This window comes from Curtobacterium sp. MCBA15_008 (genome assembly GCF_001865065.1).
Classification (GTDB): Bacteria; Actinomycetota; Actinomycetes; order Actinomycetales; family Microbacteriaceae; genus Curtobacterium.
The window spans coordinates 1-14,602 of record NZ_MJGN01000023.1 but is presented as its reverse complement, the minus strand read 5'-3'; the positions used below and the strand labels follow the sequence as shown (position 1 = coordinate 14,602).

The 14,602-nt window shown below is 70.9% G+C and carries 15 protein-coding genes; 7 read left to right on the top strand and 8 right to left on the bottom strand.

What is annotated here, in order from left to right; translation table 11 throughout:
- The first annotated feature begins 105 nt into the window (after positions 1-105).
- A complete protein-coding gene (locus BIU96_RS10660; RefSeq protein ID WP_139199962.1) occupies positions 106-552 on the top strand; it encodes a MarR family winged helix-turn-helix transcriptional regulator in 447 nt (148 codons plus the stop codon).
- Positions 553-711: 159 nt separating this feature from the next.
- A complete protein-coding gene (locus BIU96_RS19840) occupies positions 712-867 on the top strand; it encodes a hypothetical protein (protein ID WP_175477517.1) in 156 nt (51 codons plus the stop codon).
- A 31-nt stretch (positions 868-898) separates the two neighbouring features.
- Here the strand turns inward: BIU96_RS19840 and BIU96_RS10655 are convergent, their stop codons facing one another.
- From BIU96_RS10655 to BIU96_RS10620, 8 genes are all read right to left on the bottom strand, one after another.
- Positions 899-2,704 (bottom strand): choice-of-anchor G family protein, encoded by a 1,806-nt coding sequence (locus BIU96_RS10655; RefSeq protein WP_071292589.1) that lies wholly within the window; start codon positions 2,702-2,704, stop codon positions 899-901.
- A complete protein-coding gene (locus BIU96_RS19835; RefSeq protein ID WP_071292588.1) occupies positions 2,701-3,432 on the bottom strand; it encodes a hypothetical protein in 732 nt (243 codons plus the stop codon). The genes BIU96_RS10655 and BIU96_RS19835 overlap by 4 nt, the downstream gene beginning before the upstream one ends.
- A complete protein-coding gene (locus BIU96_RS10645) occupies positions 3,429-3,986 on the bottom strand; it encodes a signal peptidase I (RefSeq protein ID WP_083402819.1) in 558 nt (185 codons plus the stop codon). Before BIU96_RS10645 ends, BIU96_RS19835 begins: the two co-directional genes overlap by 4 nt.
- Positions 3,987-3,993: 7 nt before the next feature.
- A complete protein-coding gene (locus BIU96_RS10640) occupies positions 3,994-4,686 on the bottom strand; it encodes an acyl-CoA dehydrogenase (protein WP_071292587.1) in 693 nt (230 codons plus the stop codon).
- Between the two features lie 125 nt (positions 4,687-4,811).
- Positions 4,812-5,660 carry a carbohydrate ABC transporter permease gene (locus BIU96_RS10635; RefSeq protein WP_254786087.1) on the bottom strand — a complete coding sequence of 283 codons (849 nt, stop codon included), beginning with the start codon at positions 5,658-5,660 and terminating at the stop codon, positions 4,812-4,814.
- On the bottom strand, positions 5,660-6,631 hold the full coding sequence (locus BIU96_RS10630; protein ID WP_175477516.1) for a carbohydrate ABC transporter permease: 972 nt from the start codon (positions 6,629-6,631) through the stop codon (positions 5,660-5,662). Before BIU96_RS10630 ends, BIU96_RS10635 begins: the two co-directional genes overlap by 1 nt.
- Positions 6,628-7,947, bottom strand: coding sequence for an ABC transporter substrate-binding protein (locus BIU96_RS10625; protein WP_071292585.1), 1,320 nt, complete (start codon positions 7,945-7,947; stop codon positions 6,628-6,630). Before BIU96_RS10625 ends, BIU96_RS10630 begins: the two co-directional genes overlap by 4 nt.
- 198 nt (positions 7,948-8,145) lie before the next feature.
- The gene (locus BIU96_RS10620; RefSeq protein WP_175477515.1) at positions 8,146-9,165 is read right to left on the bottom strand and encodes a LacI family DNA-binding transcriptional regulator; all 1,020 of its coding nucleotides are present in this window, start codon (positions 9,163-9,165) and stop codon (positions 8,146-8,148) included.
- 164 nt (positions 9,166-9,329) lie between these two features.
- Between BIU96_RS10620 and BIU96_RS10615 the strand changes: the two genes are divergently transcribed.
- From BIU96_RS10615 to BIU96_RS10595, 5 genes are all read left to right on the top strand, one after another.
- A complete protein-coding gene (locus BIU96_RS10615; protein WP_071292584.1) occupies positions 9,330-10,559 on the top strand; it encodes a sugar ABC transporter substrate-binding protein in 1,230 nt (409 codons plus the stop codon).
- A gap of 160 nt (positions 10,560-10,719) precedes the next feature.
- A complete protein-coding gene (locus BIU96_RS10610) occupies positions 10,720-11,580 on the top strand; it encodes a carbohydrate ABC transporter permease (protein WP_071292583.1) in 861 nt (286 codons plus the stop codon).
- Entirely contained in the window at positions 11,577-12,467 is an 891-nt protein-coding gene (locus tag BIU96_RS10605) for a carbohydrate ABC transporter permease (protein WP_071292582.1), read from the top strand. The genes BIU96_RS10610 and BIU96_RS10605 overlap by 4 nt, the downstream gene beginning before the upstream one ends.
- 47 nt (positions 12,468-12,514) lie before the next feature.
- On the top strand, positions 12,515-13,309 hold the full coding sequence (locus BIU96_RS10600; protein ID WP_071292581.1) for a ThuA domain-containing protein: 795 nt from the start codon (positions 12,515-12,517) through the stop codon (positions 13,307-13,309).
- Positions 13,310-13,314: 5 nt separating this feature from the next.
- Complete coding sequence (locus BIU96_RS10595; protein ID WP_071292742.1) at positions 13,315-14,421, top strand: Gfo/Idh/MocA family protein; 1,107 nt, start codon at positions 13,315-13,317, stop codon at positions 14,419-14,421.
- Positions 14,422-14,602: the final 181 nt, after the last annotated feature.

Below are 14,602 nucleotides of genomic sequence, written 5' to 3'. Positions count from 1 at the left end.
CCCGGATGTCCGGATCACGACATTCCCCTCGTTATCTGGATACGCTGGCGGGGTGAGCGCGGCGTATCGTTGCGCGGAACCGATCCGCACCGAGGGGGCGACCACGTGAGCGAGATCGACCTGACGGCTGCCATTACCCGCCTGGAGGCGGCGATGGGGGCGCTGCGGGGTCGGCTGCGCGAGCGACTCGGCGTGTCCGGCACGGACCTGACGGTCCTGCAGTTCGTGGCGCGTGCCGAGGCGGCCCAGCGGAAGGTCCGGGTGAAGGACCTGGCGTCGCACCTGGGGCTGAGCGGACCGGCGGTGACGGGGACGGTCGACCGACTGGAACGGGCGGGCCACCTGTGCCGCGTCCCGAACCCGGACGACGGACGGAGCCGGTTCATCGAGCTGACGCCGGAGACCCAGCGCGCGTACGCCTCGGCGATGGACAGCACGAACGAACACCTGCACGAGCTCCTGTCCTCCTTCTCTGATCGCGAGACCGCCAAGTACGTCAAGGTGATCGACCGCGTCGTGACAGCGCTCGAGCACGGCGCCCCGACTCCCTGACGGCAGGCTACGGGCGGCTCGGACGCATTCCGGACCGTTTGTCCAACAAGCGCAGTTAGGTAACTTCCCTATCTATCTTGCCGGACGCACCGCACACTCGTCCGTACGTTCTCCTCCGGAGGCCCCCGATCGGGGGCACCAGGACGACGAGGAGGAATCATGGGCAACTACGAATCCCAGCAGGGCGTCGACCCGGTCCGCATCGAGACGTTCCGCCGGATGCGCAAGCGCTGGAAGTTCGGCGAGCTGCAGGACGGTGCCGGCCTGTACGAGGACTTCTTCACGGACACGGACCGCGACCCGCGTCGACGGTGAGCTGACGGCCTGGAGGCCCGGCTCGCGACCGTCAGGTCCGCTGCGGCACCAGGGACACCGAGTTCGGCCCCACGGTCGCCGTGGCGAGGTCGACCCGGGCCAGGCCACCGGGTACCAGCCCGTCGGCGATCGTCAGGCGGAGCGCGGTCTCGGTGTACCGGCCCGTCGACGCACGAGCGTCGGCCGCCCCTGCCGGAGCGGTGTCCTCCTGCACGTTCACGCGCAGGGACAGCACGCCCGGCAGGCCGCGCAGGACCGTCGCGAGGGCGGTCACGAGCGGACGTCCCATGGTCGTCGTGATCGTGGTGCCGAGTGATCCGACCACCGCGAACAACCGCGTCGTCAGGGTCCCCACCACGGCCTGCGTCAGCGGATTGACGAGTGACGTCGCGAGCCCCGTGACGACCCCGAGCAGCCCGCCGAGCGGCAGCCCGAGCAGGTCGACCCCGACGGACAGCTTCGTCCGTCCCGCCACGAGGGCGGCTAGGCCGGTGTCGACCGCGACCGAGAGCTTCGCGATCGTGACGCGTGCGCCGAGGAGCGGGGCGCTGAGGTCGGCAGCCAGGGCGATCCGAAGCTGGATCGTGCCGAGCGCGGTCGTCAGTGCGGTGGTGACCTTGGACGCCCACGCGTCGACCACCTGACCGAGGCGGTCCGCGATGGCGTTCAGGGTGACGGCGTCGAGGACGACCTCGTGGTTCGCCGGCAGGTCGTTGAGCCCGTGCTCGTCGTCCCCGAGCAGGTGGGCGAGGTCCACGCGGATGCCGGCGGAGAGGTCGAGGGCGAGCGTCCCGCCGGGGTCCTGCAGCGGTTCCGTCAGCAGTGCTGACACCGCTCGGCCGAGGTCCGGTCCGGTGAGGACGACGGTGCCGCCGACGGTGCCGAGCCCGAGGCTGCCGGTGAGTCCGCCGAGCACGCCGAGGATCCCCTGGTTGATCGTCCGCGCGAGCACGCCGTCGCTCCCGCCGAGGGCGGCCACCGTCGCGTCGAGCTGGGCCACGGTGTCGTCGACCGCGGTGACGAGCGCACCGACCAGTGGGCTGCCGACGCGCAGGTCGAGGCTCGCGATCCCGTAGTCGCGCTCGACGCCCGTGGTCCCGGCGTCGGCGGCCTGCTGCACCGCGGCCCGCAGGTTCGTCCGGAGCGTCTGCTGCACGATGCCGCCCCACACGTCCTCCTGCAGGGCGTCGCACCCGGCCAGCCGCGCGTTCGCACCGACGGCACCGACGTCGAGCCCGACGTCGGTGACGTCCGCGATGCCCGGCAGCGCCCGACCGAGGGTGATGGACGCCGGGTCCGGCAGGTTGCTCGTCGGGGTCGTGTCGGTGACGAGCACCCCGCCGGAGTCGGCGACGAGCCCCGATGCTGCGACCGCGTCGCCGGTCCCCGCGACCGTCGCGACCTGGTTGACGGCGCCCGCGGAGCCCGCCGGCAGTCCGACGCCGAGGCCCGTCAGGTCGATGCCGACCAGGTCCCCGAGCAGCCCGACGTCGAGCGGGTTGCCGAACGCCTGCGCGTACGGCTGGACGGTGCCGAGCTCCGGCGCCCCGGCCGGCTCGACCGCGGCGGGCGCCGAACCGGTCTTGGCGACGTCGACGCCGCGCACGGTGGCGAGCGCGTCGAGGTCGACACCGGCCAGGCTGCCGCCGAGGAACCGGCTCGACGCCGTCGCGGTGTACCCGGCGTCGGTCCCGCAGTCGAAGGACGACGTCCCGAGGTCCCCCGCGACGTACTCGCGGTCGGTCCAGGACGCGGTGCTCGGGACGGTGGAGGGCGCGACGAGCACCGCGGCGAGGACGACGCCCGTCGCGACGGCGAACCGTGACCGGGGCGTCACGCGCGGCCCTCCCGGTCGTTCCGGCGCAGGCGCAGCGCGGTGCCCGCGAGGACGGCGGCGACCGCGACGAGCACGGGCCCGGCGAACCCGCCGCCGGTGAACGCGAGCACGGCGGGCAGCGCCGACGCCTCTGCCGGGGCGGATGCGACATCGTGGCTCCGCGCCGTGACGCCGATGCCGAGCCGACCGTCGCGGGCGACGGCTCCGGGCGGGACGGCGGGCGCGGGCTCGGAGCGGGACGACCGGACGAGCAGGTACACGGTGCCGTCGCCGTCCGCATCCGGGATCCGCACCACGGGGCTCGACGCCGACCAGTCGTCCGCCGGGGTCGACGACACCAGGGCGACGGCGCCGACCGGACACGAGGGACCACCGGTCGTGGTCGTCCACTCGCGGTCGCAGGACGACACCGCGACGCGGAGCCCACCGGGTGCGCGGGCGAGGGCACCGTCCTTCCGGACCTCCAGGTCGAGCGTGACCGGTTCCGGGCGCCCGTCCTCCGCGGTCTCGACGTCTGTCCGGACCTGCCACACCGTCTCGGTGACGTCGGCGGCCCCGGGCAGGGAGAGCGGCTCCGGACCGGTGTGCAGCACGAGGCGACCCGGAGCGCCGGTCTCGGGCACGGGCCTCCAGTCGGTCGCCGCCACCGCCACCGCGGTCGTGCCGAGACCGGCGCACCCGGCGACCAGCGCGGCCAGACCGGCGAGGGCTGCGAGGCGGCGGCTCACGACGCGTCCTGCCGACGGCGCTCCGGCCAGAACGCCCAAACGACCAAGCCGCCGACGACGGCCACGCCGAGGCCGCGCGCGACGGGGCTCGTCGTCGCCACGAGCACCGAGCCGAGCCCGGGTGCGTGTGCGAGGACGAGGCCGGCGGTCCGGACGACGTACGGGTCGCGGTCGTCCGTCGCGTTGTCGTCCCCGCGGAGGGTGAGCGAGCGCGCGTCGGTGGCGCCGGGGACCCGCGCGACGGCGACCACACGGTGGGTGACCGGCAACGACGATCCCGGTCGGGGCACCGTGACGACGTCACCCTCGCGGAGGTCGGCCGCGGGGACCTCGTGGGTGATCGCGAGTCCGCCCGCTGGGATCGTCGGCGCCATCGAACCGGTCGTGACCACGACGAACGACAGCCCGGTGAGCGCGATCGCCACCCACCCGAGCAGGCACGCGAGCCCGATCGAGCCAGCGACGGTCACGACGACCGTGCGGACCCGGTCGACGAGACGGCGGGGCGGCGCCGCGTCCGTGGGGCCGGACGGCGACGCGGTGGTGCCGTGCACCGCGCCGTCAGTCGGACTCGGCGGCGAACTGCCACGCCGGCGCGGCGGTGCGCCCCTGCAGGGCGTCGACCGAGGTCCCCGCCGGCAGGGTCGGCGCCTCCGGCAGCGACACCTCGAAGCAGTACCGCTGCGTCGACGCCCCGTCGGCCGCCAACCGCTGCGTGGCGGTCGCGGCGGTGGTGCCCAGCGGCCCGTCGGCGATCACGTCGGCCGGAGTGGCGAACGCGCTCGCGTCGCACGCCGCCGTCGTGCCGGTCACGGTGGCGACCCGCACCCGGAGCGCGTCCCAGAGCGTGTCGTCGGCATCGGTCACGCTGACGCCGTCCGCGGGCACGGCAGCGCGGAGGGCCACGTCGCCCGCGATCGAGTCGGCCGCGGTGCGCAGGGCGACGGGGGCGTAGGTCGCGGTGCCGGGCGAGAGGGCGAGGGCGTCGACCGTGAACCGGAGCGCCTGACCCGGGTTCGTCTCGTCCGAGGTGAACCCGGCGGCGGCGAACGGGGCGGTGACGTTCTGCTCGACCTCGAAGCCCGAGGTGCCGACGCCTCCCTCGCCGGAGCCGTCGCCGCCGAACACCCACTCGGTGTCCGTCCACGATGCGAGCGTGTAGCCGAGGCCGCCCACGACGAGAGCACCTCCGGCTGCGAGTGCGAATGCCTTCGTGCGCCGCCGGGCGCGCACGACTGTCCTGGTGTCGGCCATCGACGAGTCTCCTGATCCGTGCCGCCGCCTGGTGGGCGGACGGTCCGGGGTGGTTGGTCCCGGACCGTCCGCGTGCGACGTTCCCCCGATCCTGGCCGATCAGTCCTGAGGGGTCAACAAGGGAGTCACCCCTTGACGGCGCCGGAGGTGAGGCCCGACACGATCGACCGGCGGAAGACCAGCACCAGGATCACGATCGGCACCGTCGCGGCCACGCTCGCGGCGAAGATCTGCGCGAAGGGCACGGTGAACTGCGTGCCGAACAGCGCGATGCCGACCGGGATCGTCCGGAACGAGTTCTCACTGTTGAACGTCAGCGCCATCAGGAACTCGCTCCACGACGCCGTGAACGTGAACACCCCGACCGTGAAGAGCCCGGGCTTCGCCATCGGCAGGATCACGCTGAGCACGGTGCGCCAGGCTCCCGCGCCGTCGATCTCGGACGCCTCCTCGATGGTCGACGGGATCCCGACCAGGTAGTTCCGCATGATCCAGATGGCGAACGGCAGGTTGAACGCCACGTACGGCACGATCAGACCCGGGTACGAGTTGAGCAGCCCCAGGTTGCGCTCGAGCAGGTACAGCGGCGTCAGGACCGCGATCGCCGGGAACACCGACAGCATCAGCAGCGAGGTCATGATCGCCGTGCGCCCCCGGATGAACCGGCCGGCCAGCGCGTACCCGGCGAGGAACGCCAGCGCGAGCACAATCACCGTCGTGGACACCGACACGATGACGCTGTTCACCATGTACTGCCCGAGCGCGTTGTCGCGGAAGGCCACCACGAAGTTGTCGAGGGTGAACGCCTGCGGGAACGCGGTGGGCGGCGACTGCCCGATCTCGGACGCCGGCTTGAGCGACGTCGACACCAGCCAGTACAGCGGCAGCGCGGTGAGCACGGCGATGACGACACCGCTGACGTTGACGGTGTTGACCCACCTGCGCCAGCCCTTGCGCACACGTTGACGGGGCATCAGGCATCCCCTCCCTTCGCCTGGTTCCGGAAGGCCCGGAGGAACAGCAGACACCCGGCCGCCACGATGACCGCGGTGGAGGTCGCGATCGCCGCACCCGGACCGATGTTGATGTCCTGGAAGAGCACCTTGTAGCCCATGATCGCGAGCGACTGGGTCGCGGTGCCCGGACCGCCGTTCGTCAGCACGAACGGCAGGTCGAACACGCCGAACGCCTGCAGGATGCGGAACAGCACCGCGATCGTCAGGGTCGGGGTGAGCTGCGGCAGCACCACGCGCCAGAAGGTCTGCCAGGTGCTGGCGCCGTCGAGCTCGGCGGCCTCGTAGTGATCCTCGGAGATCTGCACGAGCCCGGCGAGCAGGATGATCGCGACGAACGGCGTGGTCTTCCAGATGTCCGCGACCATCAGCCCGGTGATCGCGGGGACCGGTTCGCCGAGGATCACCGGGGCGTCCCCGAACAGGCCGAAGAACCACGTCGCGACGCCGTAGGTGCTGTCGTAGATGTACTTCCACAGCTGCGCGTTCACGATGGTGACGAGCGACCACGGGATGAGCATGAGCGCGAGCATCCAGCCGCGGGTGGCCCCGAGCCGCTCGAGCACCAGGGCGACGAGCATGCCGAGCACCAGCTCGACCGAGACCGTCACCACCGTGTAGAGCACCGTGAAGCCGAGCGCCCGGTACCAGTCGGCGCTCTGCAGCAGGGCGGCGTAGTTGTCGAGCCCGAACGACTGGATGGTGAAGCCCTCGTAGCCGACCTCGACGTCCGCGAAGCTCAGGACGATCGAGTACACCACCGGGAAGATCGTGACCGCCGCCACGACCAGGAGCGCCGGGGCCGCGAAGCCCCACGCGCCCCGTGCGCGGATGCGGTCGAGACGCGACCGCCCGGTCAGGCGAGGCGGCGGATCGACCCGACCCGCGCCTCCAGGCCTGGTCTGCTGCCGCGTCGCGGTGTCGGCGCTCACAGCGCTTCGCCCTTCAGGGCCAGCGAGATGGCGGAGGCCATCGTGCTGGTGCCGCCGTCCACCGAGGCCTGGCCACCGAGGATGCTGTTCCCGTTCTGGTAGACGCCCTGCGACACCTTCGGGTAGTACGCCGTCGAGGTCGGGCGGGGCACGAGCGTGATACCGGCGGCCGTGTCGTACGTCGGGCGCTTCTGGGACTTCGCGTCCGCGCTGACGAGGCTCGCGGACCGGGCCGGCAGGACCCCGCCCTCGCGGGTGAGGAACTGCTGCGCGGTCTCGCTCGACATCCAGCTCGCGAAGGTCAGCGCCGCCGCCGGCTCCTGCGTGTGCGGGTTGATGTAGTTCCCCCACCCGCCGATCGTCGAGTGGTGCTCGTCCATGCCGTCGAACGTCGGTCGCGCGGCGAGCCCGACCTTGCCGGCGACCCGGCTGTCCGGTCCGTTCGCGATCCCCCAGGCGTAGGACCAGTTCCGGAGGAACGCGGCGCGGCCGCCGGAGAAGGCGTCGTTCGTGTCCTGCTCCTGGTACGTCAGGGTCGCCCGCGGGCTCGCCCCGTCGGTGATGAGGGAGCGCATGAAGTCGAACGCGCGCTTCGTCTCCGAGCTCGTGGTCTCGGGCTTCGTCAGGTCGTCGTTGAGGAGCGAGCCACCGGCGTCCGCGACGAACTCCGTCACGTTGCAGGTGAGGCCCTCGTAGACGTCGCCCTGGAACGCGAACCCGTACGACACGTCTCCGGTGTCCACGAGCTTCGCGGCGGTCTCGCGTACTTCCTCCCACGACTTCGGCACCTGCAGGGAGTGCTTCGCGAGCAGGTCCTTGCGGTACAGGAAGAACGACTCGTCGATGTAGAGCGGGAACATGTAGTACGTCCCGTCGACACTCGCCGCCTGCCGGAGGCCCTCCGGGAACTGCTCGAAGAAGTCCTCGCCGACGAGCTGGTTCACCGGCGTCGCGAGCTTGTTCTTCGCGAACTGCCCGGGCCAGGCGACGTCGCCGAGGTACACGTCCGGCGTGCTGCTGCCGGCGGCGATCTGCGTCGTCAGGCTCGTGCGGTTCGTGTCGGTGTCGCTCGGGGCGCTGACGATCCGCACCCGGATGTTCGGGTGCTCCTTCTGGAACTCGGCGATGAGCTTCCGCCGCAGGTCCCCGCCGTCCTTCGAGGCGACCTGGCCGGCCCACCAGCTGATGGTGACCTCGCCCTCTGGCGGGTCCGTGGGCCAGTTCTCCACGGTGGTGCGTTCCGGGCGCGTGGAGCAGCCGGCGAGCAGCAGCACCCCCGCGCCTCCGAGCAGGAAGAGCCTGCGGTCGATTGCCATCCGTCCTCCTCGACGTGTGGTGCTGCGATCCTGTGCATCCACACAACCAAACGGAGGCTGAGTGCCTGGTGGGCGCGCAGCGCGGCGATCTTCGCGCTGAGCGACAGTTCACGGGTTCGCGGGCCCGTGAACTGTCGCCCAGCCCGAAACGGGGCGGACGGGAGGCGCGGGGCGGGGCCGCCACGCGCCTCCCGGCCGTCAGGGGGTCGGGGCGGGACCCGTCGACTCGGCCGTCCGGAGCGTGCAGGGCAGGAGGAAGTGCGGCAGGTCGTCGGACGTGCCGTCGAGCTGCTCGATGAGCGCGTCCGCCGCCCGCGTGCCGAGCTCCGGCCCGGGGGCGACCATCGTCGACAGCCGCGGGGAGTGCTGGTCGGCGTTCGCCTCGGACGACGCGATGCTGAGCACGGAGACGTCCTCCGGCACCCGGCGACCGGCAGCGTGCAGGCCGACGAGCAGCCCGGCCGCGGAGTCGTCCTTCATGACGAGCACCGCGCTGACGGCCGGGTCCGCGTCGAGCAGGTCGCTCGCCGCGTTCCGGCCGCCGTCGCTACCCGGCCCCGCGGTGACGATCGTCCCGGTGGTGCCGCGGTCGAGCATCGCCTGCCGGAAGGTGTCGTGGACGCGGAGGTGCGGCGCGTAGCCCGCCATCGGGGTGCCCTCGAGGTCCTCGAGGACCAGGCCGAACCGACGGTGCCCGAGCCCTTCCAGGTGGTCGAGGCTGTCCTCGATCGTGGTCTCGAAGTCGATGTCGACGTAGGGCAGCCCACTGCTGTCGCGGGTGCGCCCGATCAGGGTGAAGGGGACGCCGAGGTCGGTCAGGACGGCGACGCGGGGATCGTCCATCCGCACCTCCATCAGGATGACGCCGTCGACGAGGCCGCCCGAGACGAGGTCGTCGAGGTCGTCGCCGGCCGGGTCGACGGGCCAGAGCACGAGGTGGTACCCGCGCTCCGACGCACGCTTGGCCGCGCTCATGAAGAACTGCGAGGTGGTCGGGCTGAAGCGGTTGCCGGTGGTCGGGAAGAGCAGCGCGATGATCCGGGTCCGGCGACTCGCCAGCGCCCGCGCGACGACGTTGCCACGGAACTTGAGCTCGCGCATGGCGGCGGTCACCCTGGCCGTGGTCGCGGGGGTGACGTACTTCGTGCCGTTCACGACGAAGGACACCGTGGCGATCGAGACGCCCGCTCGGTCGGCGACCTGCTGCATCGTGGCCATGCCGGTCAGCCTAGCTTCCAGCGGGCGTCCAGCGTGTGAGAAAAGCGCTTTACAGGTGAAGCGCTTTTCTGTTAGCTTCTCGCCCCAAGAGCACAGCGACGATGACGTCAGCGGCCTCGTCGATGCGTGCCTGTCCCAGCATCCGTCAAGAGAAGAGCTCTGCAATGAAGCACAAGTTCACTTCCCCGTCGCGTCGGACGCGTGCACTCGTCGGCGCCGTCGCCGTCGTCGCCACGATCCCCCTGGTCCTGTCCGGCTGCTCCGGCTCCGGATCGGCCTCGACCGACTCGAAGACCCTCACGATCGAGGACTACTACGACGCGAACTACAACCCGGTCTACAAGCAGTGCGCCGCCACCATCGGCGCGAAGCTTGACATCAACCACGTCGCCGGCGCCGGCCTGATCGCGAAGGTGCTGCAGCAGGCATCGTCGAAGACGCTGCCCGACGTGCTCATGCTCGACAATCCCGACGTCCAGCAGATCGCCTCGTCCGGCGCCCTGTCCGACCTGTCGGCGTACGGCCTGGACGCCGACGGCGACGTCCCCGGCGTGAAGGCGGCGAGCACCTACAAGGGCAAGCTCTACGGCCTGCAGTCGAACACGAACTCCATCGCGCTCTACTACAACAAGAAGCTGCTGGCGGACGCCGGCGTCCAGCCGCCCAAGACGTGGGACGAGCTCAAGACCGCCGCGAAGACGCTGACCAAGGGCTCGACCTACGGCTTCGCGATGAGCAACATCAACACCTACGAGGGCACCTGGCAGTTCCTGCCGTTCTTCTGGTCGAACGGCGGTGACGAGAAGAACATCGCCACGGCGGACGCCACCCAGGCGCTGCAGCTCGTCGAGGACCTGCAGGACGACGGCTCGATGTCGAAGAGCTCGATCAACTGGGCCCAGGCGGACGTCAACAACCAGTTCCTGGCCGGCAAGGCCGCGATGATGATCAACGGTCCCTGGCAGCTGCCGGCGCTCAACGAGAAGAAGGGCCTCGAGTTCGACAGCGTGCCGATCCCGACGCGCACCGGCGAGGCCACGGTCGCACCGCTCGGCGGCGAGGCGTTCACCGTCCCGCAGACCGGCGACAAGGACAAGATGCAGCTCGCCGGCAAGTTCGTCGGCTGCCTCCACACGCAGAAGATGCAGAAGGTCCTGTCCGAGGTGAGCGGCAACGTGCCGACGAACCTCGAGGCCGGCGCGGCGTGGGCGAAGGACCACCCGCAGGTCGCGTCCTTCGTCACCACGGTGCAGACCGCCCGCGCCCGTACCGGTGAGCTCGGACCGGAATGGCCCAAGGCCGCCACGAAGATCTACACCGCCGTCCAGCTCGCCCTCACCGGCAAGGCCAGCCCCGAGGCAGCGCTCAAGCAGGCGCAGTCGCAGGAGCAGTAGTCATTCGCACGAGCAGTGGGGAGCCGGCCGACCGGTCGGCTCCCACCCGCGTGGAGGAAAGGACCCCGGCGTGAGCGCCTCGACACAGACACGACCACGGACGACCCTGCCCGTGACGACACCCCGACCCGGGCAGCGACGCGCCCGGTTCCGATCCGGCATGACCCGATGGCTCTTCGTGGTGCCGGCCGCGATCTTCGTCGCCGTCTTCTTCGGCTACCCCGTCGTCAAGAACGTCATCATGTCCTTCCAGGACTACACGACCGCGACGTTCTTCACCGGCGAGGCTCCCTGGGTGGGCCTCGGCAACTACATCTCGGTGTTCCAGAGCTCGGTCTTCACGACGAGCCTCGTGAACACGGCGCTGTTCACGGCGGGCTCGATCGTCCTGCAGTTCGTCATCGGGCTGAGCCTCGCGCTGTTCTTCCGGCGGCACTTCCCGCTGTCCGGCTTCCTGCGCGGGTTGCTCCTGCTGCCGTGGCTGCTGCCGCTCATCGCCTCGAGCGCGGTGTGGAAGTGGCTGCTCGACCAGGACAGCGGAGCCCTGAACCAGCTGCTCGGGCTCGTCGGCATCGCCCCGGTGCCGTGGCTCGTCAGCCCGAGCCTGGCGCTGATCGCGGTGATCGGCGTCAACGTGTGGCTCGGCATCCCGTTCAACACGACGATCCTCTACAGCGGGCTGCAGTCCGTGCCGCCGGAGCTGTACGAGGCCGGCGCGCTCGACGGCGCCACCGGGTTCAAGGCGTTCTGGTACATCACCTGGCCGAGCATCCGGTCGGTGGTCAGCGTCGTGATCGTGCTCGGGGTCGTCTACACGCTGAAGGTCGTGGACATCATCCTCGGCCTGACCGGCGGCGGCCCGGCGAACTCGACGCAGACGCTCGCCACGAACGCGTACCACCAGTCGTTCGTCAACTTCCAGTTCGGCATCGGAGCCGCGGTGAGCAACGTGCTCATCGTCGTCTCGTTCGTCTTCGCGATGGTCTACATCGCGATCTCCCGGAAGGCGGTCGACGAATGAGCGTCGGAATCGCGAACCAGACCGTGACCGCCACCCGCGCGATCACGACCGACCGGGCCGCACGGCCACGGCGACCCCGCGGCAACGTGAAGGGCATCCCCCTCACGATCCTCGGCATCGTCTTCCTGGCGATCATGGTGTTCCCCGTCTACTGGATGGTGAACACGAGCCTGCAGGCCACGTCCGGTGCCGCCACCGCGACCTGGTTCCCGTGGAGCCCGACCTTCGCCGGGTACCAGGCGGCGTTCCAGCAGCAGGGGCAGAACTTCGTCTCGAGCATGGTCATCGGGCTCGGGACGGTCGTGCTCACGCTCGCCGTCGCGACGCCGGCTGCCTACGGCCTCGCCCGGTTCCGGATGCGCGGCACGAAGGTGTTCCTGCTCGTCCTGCTCATCACCCAGATGATCCCGGCGATCGTGATCGCGAACGCGCTGTACACCCTGTTCAACAACGTCGGGCTGCTGAACAGCTACGTCGGGCTGATCCTGGCCGACAGCGCGGTGCAGGTGCCCTTCGCCATCCTGCTGATGCGGGCCTTCATGGAGTCGATCCCGCCGAGCCTGGTCGAGGCGGCCCTGGTCGACGGCGCCAGCGACTTCCGGGCCTTCGTGTCGATCGTCGTCCCGATCAGCCGGAACGCGATCGTCACCGCGGCGCTCTTCACGTTCCTCGGCGCCTGGGGCGACTTCCTCATCGCGCTGACCCTGACGTCGACCCCGGCCGTCCGACCGATCACGCTCGGCATCTACAACTACATCGGCACGAACGTCACCGACTGGGGGCCCGTCATGGCGACCTCGGTGCTGGCGTCCATGCCCGCTGCCGTCCTGCTGATCTTCGCGCAGAAGTACATCTCCGCTGGTGCCCTCGGCGGTGCCGTCAAGTGACGGCCCCGGACCGACGCCACCGCACACCACCGTCTGAAAGGCACACCATGACCACCACCCCGCTCCGCATCACCGTCTGGGGCGAGAACGTCCACGAGCAGGTCGAGCAGCACGTCGCGGAACGGTACCCCGACGGCATGCACGGCGCGATCGCGGACGGCATCCGCGAGAACCTGCCGGACGCCGTCGTCCGCACGGCCACCATGCAGGAACCCGAGCACGGCCTGACCGACGAGGTCCTCGCCGAGACGGATGTCCTGACCTGGTGGGGGCACGCCGCCCACCAGGACGTCGACGACGCCGTCGTGGACCGGGTGCACAAGCACGTGCTGTCCGGCATGGGGCTCGTCGTCCTGCACTCCGGCCACTGGTCGAAGATCTTCGGCAAGCTGATGGGCACCACCTGCACGCTCCGCTGGCGCAGCGAGCACGACCAGGAACTCGTCTGGACCGTGAACCCGCAGCACCCGATCACCCGCGGCGTGCCGAACCCGATCGTCATCCCCGAGCAGGAGATGTACGGCGAGTACTTCGACGTCCCCACTCCCGACGAGCTCGTCTTCATCTCGGGCTTCACCGGCGGCGAGGTGTTCCGGAGCGGCATGACGTACCGGCGCGGCCTCGGGAAGATCTTCTACTTCTCCCCCGGCGACCAGGACTTCCCCGTGTACCACCACAAGGACGTCCGCCGGGTGATCGCGAACGCCACCGAGTGGGCGCGGCCGGAGCGCGAGCGGGAGATCCCGACGCTCCGCCGCTACGACCTCGGCGAGTACTTCGAGGGGCAGCACTACCGCGGCCCGTTCGACGACGCTCCGGTGGCCGAGGGGGCGCAGGCGTGACGGCCTTGCGCGTCGTCCAGGTCGGCGCCGGCGGGATGGGCCGAGCCTGGCTCGCCACCGTCGCCGCCGACCCGGACGTCGAGCTCGTCGGCATCGTCGACCTCGACCTCGACGCCGCCCGGGCCGGGGCCGCCGTCGCGGGCGACCCCTCGATCCCCGTCGGCACCGACCTGTCAGCGCTCATCGCCGACACCGGCGCCGAGGCCGTCCTCGACATCACGGTGCCGGTCGCCCACCACCCGGTGACGCTCGAGGCCCTCCGTGCCGGACTGCCCGTCCTCGGCGAGAAGCCCGCGGCGCAGACCGTCGCCGAGGCGCTGTCGCTGGCGGCCGCCGCCGAGGCCACCGGCAAGCTGTTCATGGTGTCGCAGTCGCGCCGCTACAACGACCAGCTCGTGGCGTTCCGGCAGCACGTCCGCGACCTCGGGGCGATCGGCGGCTTGAGCACGCGCTTCGCGAAGGCACCGCACTTCGGCGGCTTCCGCGAGGAGATGGACGACGTCCTGCTGCTCGACATGGCGATCCACGCGTTCGACTCCGCCCGGTACGTGCTCGAACGCGACCCGGTCTCGGTCTACTGCGAGTCGTGGAACCCGTCGTGGTCCTGGTACCGCGGCGACGCTGCGGCTGCGGCGGTGTTCGCGTTCGAGGACGACGTCCGGTACGTCTACGACGGCTCGTGGTGCGCGCCCGGCGCGGAGACGTCCTGGAACGGCGACTGGCGGGCGTCCGGCGCGGGCGGCACCGCGCTGTGGGACGGCGACCACGACCCGTGGAGCGACCTCGACGGCACGCCGGGCACCCCCGCGGCGGCGCCGAGCGTCGGGAACGAGATCGCCGGGTCGCTCGCCTCGTTCGTGCACGCGGTCCGCTCCGGTGAAACCCCGGACGGCGAGGTGCACGGCAACGTGATGAGCCTGACGATGGTGGACGCGGCGATCGCCTCGGCCAGGTCGGGGCGACGCATCGTGATCGACGAGGTGCTCGAGCAGGCACACGCCGCGGCCATCGCGCACGAGCAGGACCCGGCGGTCCGCGAGCGGCTCACGTCGTGGGGTTCCGTCCGCGGCGCGTTGGCGGCCGGTTCGACGGACGCGGCCACGGTCGGCTGACGTTCCGCGCGGCGAAGGTCGTTCCGCGCATGGGGAGACATTTCGCGCATGGGGAGACGTTTCGCGCGTAGGGAGCAGGAAGTTCTTGCCTCCTTCGCGCGATTCGGCTTTCCAGGACGCGTGCGATGGGCAGGAACGTCACGACGCGACCGGAGGACGGGCGGGAGGCGCGGTGCCAGCT

Coding starts and splice junctions, on each gene's coding strand:
- BIU96_RS19840 (WP_175477517.1), top strand. CDS start 712: ATGGGCAACTACGAATCCCAGCAGGGCGTCGACCCGGTCCGCATCGAG.
- BIU96_RS10640 (WP_071292587.1), bottom strand. CDS start 4,686: ATGGCCGACACCAGGACAGTCGTGCGCGCCCGGCGGCGCACGAAGGCA.
- BIU96_RS10635 (WP_254786087.1), bottom strand. CDS start 5,660: ATGCCCCGTCAACGTGTGCGCAAGGGCTGGCGCAGGTGGGTCAACACC.
- BIU96_RS10625 (WP_071292585.1), bottom strand. CDS start 7,947: ATGGCAATCGACCGCAGGCTCTTCCTGCTCGGAGGCGCGGGGGTGCTG.
- BIU96_RS10620 (WP_175477515.1), bottom strand. CDS start 9,165: ATGGCCACGATGCAGCAGGTCGCCGACCGAGCGGGCGTCTCGATCGCC.
- BIU96_RS10615 (WP_071292584.1), top strand. CDS start 9,330: ATGAAGCACAAGTTCACTTCCCCGTCGCGTCGGACGCGTGCACTCGTC.
- BIU96_RS10610 (WP_071292583.1), top strand. CDS start 10,720: ATGACCCGATGGCTCTTCGTGGTGCCGGCCGCGATCTTCGTCGCCGTC.
- BIU96_RS10605 (WP_071292582.1), top strand. CDS start 11,577: ATGAGCGTCGGAATCGCGAACCAGACCGTGACCGCCACCCGCGCGATC.
- BIU96_RS10600 (WP_071292581.1), top strand. CDS start 12,515: ATGACCACCACCCCGCTCCGCATCACCGTCTGGGGCGAGAACGTCCAC.